Below are 3,824 nucleotides of genomic sequence, written 5' to 3' on the forward strand. Positions count from 1 at the left end.
GTTCGGCGGCGCCCGTCGCGGCTCCCTCACCGCCGCCCGGCTGTCCCGCGCACAGCGACCGTACCGAGCTCTTCCCGCTCGCGTCCGCGACGGGCGCCGCCGAACCGCGCGAGGTCTACCGCGGTCTGCGCGAGCGCTGGGGCACGGTCGCCGAGGTGGAGCTGGAGCCGGGCGTGCCCGCCTGGCTCGTGATGGGCTACCGCGAGCTGCTGACCGTCACCCGCCAGGAACAGCTCTTCTCGCGTGACGCCCGCAACTGGCGCGATCTCAACGACGGTGTGGTCTCACCGCAGTCGGGACTGCTGCCGATGATGGCCTGGCGCGCCAACGTCATCGGCGCGGACGGCCCCGAGCACCGCCGGCTCCGCCAGCCCCTGGACGACGGTGTCGCGCGGATCGACCAGCGCAAGGCCCGCCGTCAGGTCGAGTCGGTCTGTACGGAGCTGATCGCGGAGTTCTCCCCGCACGGCCGGGCCGATCTGGTGAGCGAGTACGCGGCGATCGTGCCGCTGCTCTCCATCGCGTCGCTGTTCGGCCTGGACAGCGCCGAGGGCCAGGAGCTGCGGCGCGCGCTGGTCGCGCTGTTCGGCAGCGCCGACGACTCGCAGGACGGCAACCGCCATTTCCAGGAGATCCTGGTCGACACCCTGTGCGAGCGGCAGCTCGATCCGGCCGACGATCTCACGACCGCGATCATCCACCATCCCAATCTGCGCACCGACGCCGAACGTCTTCAGTCGATGGTGGTGATGATCTCCTCGGGCACGGAGGGCGTCAACGCCTGGATCTCCCACGCCCTGCGGCTGATGCTCACCGATCCGCGGTTCGCGGCCCGGCTGCACGGCGGCCGGCTCGGAGTGGACGACGCCCTGGACGAGGCGCTGTGGCGCGACCCTCCGATGAACAACATGCCCGCCCGGTACGCGCTGCGCGACACCGAGCTGGGCGGGCGCCGGATCCGGCGCGGTGATGTGCTGATCCTGGGGATCGCCGCCGCCAACGACGATCCCGCGATCCGTCCCGACGAGGCGGGCGAGCCGGGCAATCGCGCGCATCTCGCGTTCTCGGCCGGTCCGCATGTGTGCCCGGCGCAGGTGCCGGCCCGGCTGATCACCCGGACCGCGGTGAACACCGCGCTGCATCTGCTGCCCGACATGAGGCTGGCCATCCGGCCCGAGGACGTGAGCTGGCAGCCCTCGCCCTGGACCCGTGTTCCCGTCTCGCTGCCCGTGGAGTTCTCGGCGGCGCCGCGCCGGCCGGGGCCCTGAGCCGCGCCGGCCGGGGCCCTGATGGGACTCGGCGCGGTCCCCCGGTCCGGCGGATGACGACGAGTCCCGCCGGTCCGGGCGCCGACGGGTCCGGGCACAGACGGTCCGGTGACCGACGGGTCCAGGGCCCGGCCGGTCCGTCAGAGGCGGCCGGCCTCGACGATCCGCCGCAGGAACCGCTTCGTCCGCTCCTCCCGCGGAGCGCCGAAGACCTCCCGGGGCGTACCGCGCTCCAGGACGACTCCCGCGTCGAGGAAGCAGACCTGGTCCGCGACCTCCCGGGCGAATCCCATCTCATGGGTGGCCAGCACCATCGTCATCCCCTCGGCCTTGAGGTCCCTCACGACCGAGAGCACCTCGCCGACCAGTTCCGGATCGAGCGCCGCGGTGATCTCGTCCAGGAGCAGCAGGCGCGGGCGTACGGCCAGCGCCCTGACGATCGCCGCGCGCTGCTGCTGGCCGCCGCTGAGCCGGTCCGGGTACTCCCGCGCCTTGTCGCCGAGACCGAGACGGTCCAGCAGCTCCCGGGCCCGTTCCTCCGCCTCCTCACGCGGGACGCCGAGGACCCGGCGCGGCGCGAGGGTGATGTTCTGAAGGACCGTCATGTGCGGGAAGAGGTTGTACGACTGGAAGACGACCCCGATCCGGCGGCGCACCGCGTCGGGATCGGTTCGCGGATCGGTGATCTCCTCACCGTCGAGGAAGATCGCTCCGTCGTCGATCTCCTCCAGCAGATTGGCGCACCGCAGCAGCGTCGACTTGCCGGAGCCCGAGGCACCGATCAGCGCCGTCACGGTGTGCGGTGCGACATCGAGGGTGACATCGCGCAGGACGACCCGGTCCCGGCCGAAGGTCTTGCGTACGGACTCCAGGCGCAGCACGGGAGCGTCGGCGGTGGTCATACGGTTCCTCCCTGCGCGCGTCTGCGGTCCGTCCGGGCGGTGACCCAGTCGGTGAAGCGGGTCATCGGGATCGTCAGCGCGACGAAGACGAGGCCCGCGACCACGTACGGGGTGTAGTTGAAGTACTTCCCGGCGATGATCTGGGCCGCGTAGACGGCGTCGACGGCGCCCGCGATCGACACCAGTCCGGTGTCCTTCTGGAGCGACACCAGGTCGTTCAGGAGCGGCGGCACGACACGCCGTACGGCCTGCGGAAGCACGACGTACCGCAGGGTCTTGGCACTGGAGAGCCCCAGCGAGCGGGCCGCCGCCCGCTGGGAAGGGTGCACGGACTCGATGCCCGCGCGGAAGACCTCGGCGACATACGCGGAGTAGGTCAGCACGAGGGCGGTGCCGCCGAGCACGACGGGATCCGTGGTGACGCCCTGGAGCCGTAGCGCCGGCACACCGAAGACGACCATCAGCAGGCAGATGATCAGCGGCAGTCCGCGGAAGAAGTCGGTGTACGCGGTGGCCAGCGCGCGGATCGGGAAGAAGACCGGGCCGCGCAGGGTACGCGCGACGGCCAGCAGCAGTCCGAGGACGAGGACGGCGGCTCCGCAGACCGCGAGCAGCCGCAGATTGAGCAGCAGACCGTCGAGGACCTGGGGCAGCGCCATCCGGGCGTACTCGGCGCTGAAGAAGGTCTCACGGGTGCGCTGCCAGCCGGGCGAGCCGGTGATGACGAGGAAGAGGACAACACCCGTCACCAGGGTGGAGAGCGCGGCGATCGCGGTGGCGCGGCGGGCGCGGGCGCGTTTGAACCGCTCGCGTTCCAGCCGTCGCGCGGACGGTGTGTACCCGTCCGCGCCGTCGTCCTCGCGCGCGCCCGTTCCCCCGTCCTTCCGCGTGGGGACGATGTCCGAGGTCACTTGAGTACCGGTGCGTCCACGGCGTCGGACAGCCACTGCTTCTCCAGCGCGGCGAGTGTGCCGTCCTCGCGCAGCCCGTCGACGGCCTTGGTGACGCAGGTCGTGAGCGCGCTGCCCTTGTCGAGGACGAGCCCGAACTGCTCGGCGGTGCCCGCGGAGGTCTCGAACTGACCGACGACCTCGGCGTCCGGCACCTCGGCCGAGGTGATGTAGAAGGCCGTGGGCAGATCGACGACGATGGCGTCGACCTGGCCGTTGCGCAGCGCGGACTTGGCGAAGTCGTTCTTCTGGAAGACGGCGGGCTGCTTCGTCGGCTTGATCACTTCGTTGATCGTGTCCAGGCTGGTGGTGCCGACCTGGGCGCCGAGCTTGGCGTCCTTGAGATCGGCGGCGCTCCTGGCTCCGGCGTACGGGGACTTCTTCAGGGCGACGACGGCCTGGCGTACGTCGTAGTAGCCCGAGGAGAAGTCGACGGCCTGCTTGCGCTGGTCGCTGATGGAGACCTGGTTGATGTCGAAGTCGAAGTTCTTCTCGCCCGGCGCGAAGGAGTTGTTGAACGGGACGGTCTGCCAGACGACCTGGTCCTCGCCGAAGCCGAGTGCCTTGGCGACGGAGTACGCGACGGCGGACTCGAAGCCCTTGCCGTTGGCCGGATCGTCGTCCTCGAACCAGGGCGCGTAGGCCGGTTTGTCCGTTCCGACGGTCAGCTTCCCCTTGGTCTCCGTGGTGAGGGTGGCCGCGTC

General features: G+C 70.8%; 4 protein-coding genes. 1 reads left to right on the top strand and 3 read right to left on the bottom strand.

What is annotated here, in order from left to right; translation table 11 throughout:
* Positions 1-1,268, top strand: a 1,268-nt coding sequence (locus BFF77_RS30765) for a cytochrome P450 (protein WP_245703903.1), incomplete at its 5' end; no start/stop codon positions are given.
* A 140-nt stretch (positions 1,269-1,408) separates the two neighbouring features.
* Here the strand turns inward: BFF77_RS30765 and BFF77_RS30770 are convergent.
* The 3 genes from BFF77_RS30770 to BFF77_RS30780 all read right to left on the bottom strand — a co-directional run.
* Positions 1,409-2,170 (bottom strand): amino acid ABC transporter ATP-binding protein, encoded by a 762-nt coding sequence (locus tag BFF77_RS30770; protein ID WP_066956602.1) that lies wholly within the window; start codon positions 2,168-2,170, stop codon positions 1,409-1,411.
* Complete coding sequence (locus BFF77_RS30775; RefSeq protein ID WP_066956611.1) at positions 2,167-3,069, bottom strand: amino acid ABC transporter permease; 903 nt, start codon at positions 3,067-3,069, stop codon at positions 2,167-2,169. The genes BFF77_RS30770 and BFF77_RS30775 overlap by 4 nt, the downstream gene beginning before the upstream one ends.
* 8 nt (positions 3,070-3,077) lie before the next feature.
* A partial coding sequence (locus tag BFF77_RS30780) for an ABC transporter substrate-binding protein (RefSeq protein WP_066956605.1) occupies positions 3,078-3,824 on the bottom strand: 747 nt, incomplete at its 5' end.

The sequence above is a fragment of the Streptomyces lushanensis genome (genome assembly GCF_001700515.1).
Classification (GTDB): Bacteria; Actinomycetota; Actinomycetes; order Streptomycetales; family Streptomycetaceae; genus Streptomyces; species Streptomyces lushanensis.

What these genes read in the sequence shown, in the direction of transcription:
- BFF77_RS30770 (WP_066956602.1), bottom strand. Translation starts at nt 2,170, where the DNA reads ATGACCACCGCCGACGCTCCCGTGCTGCGCCTGGAGTCCGTACGCAAG.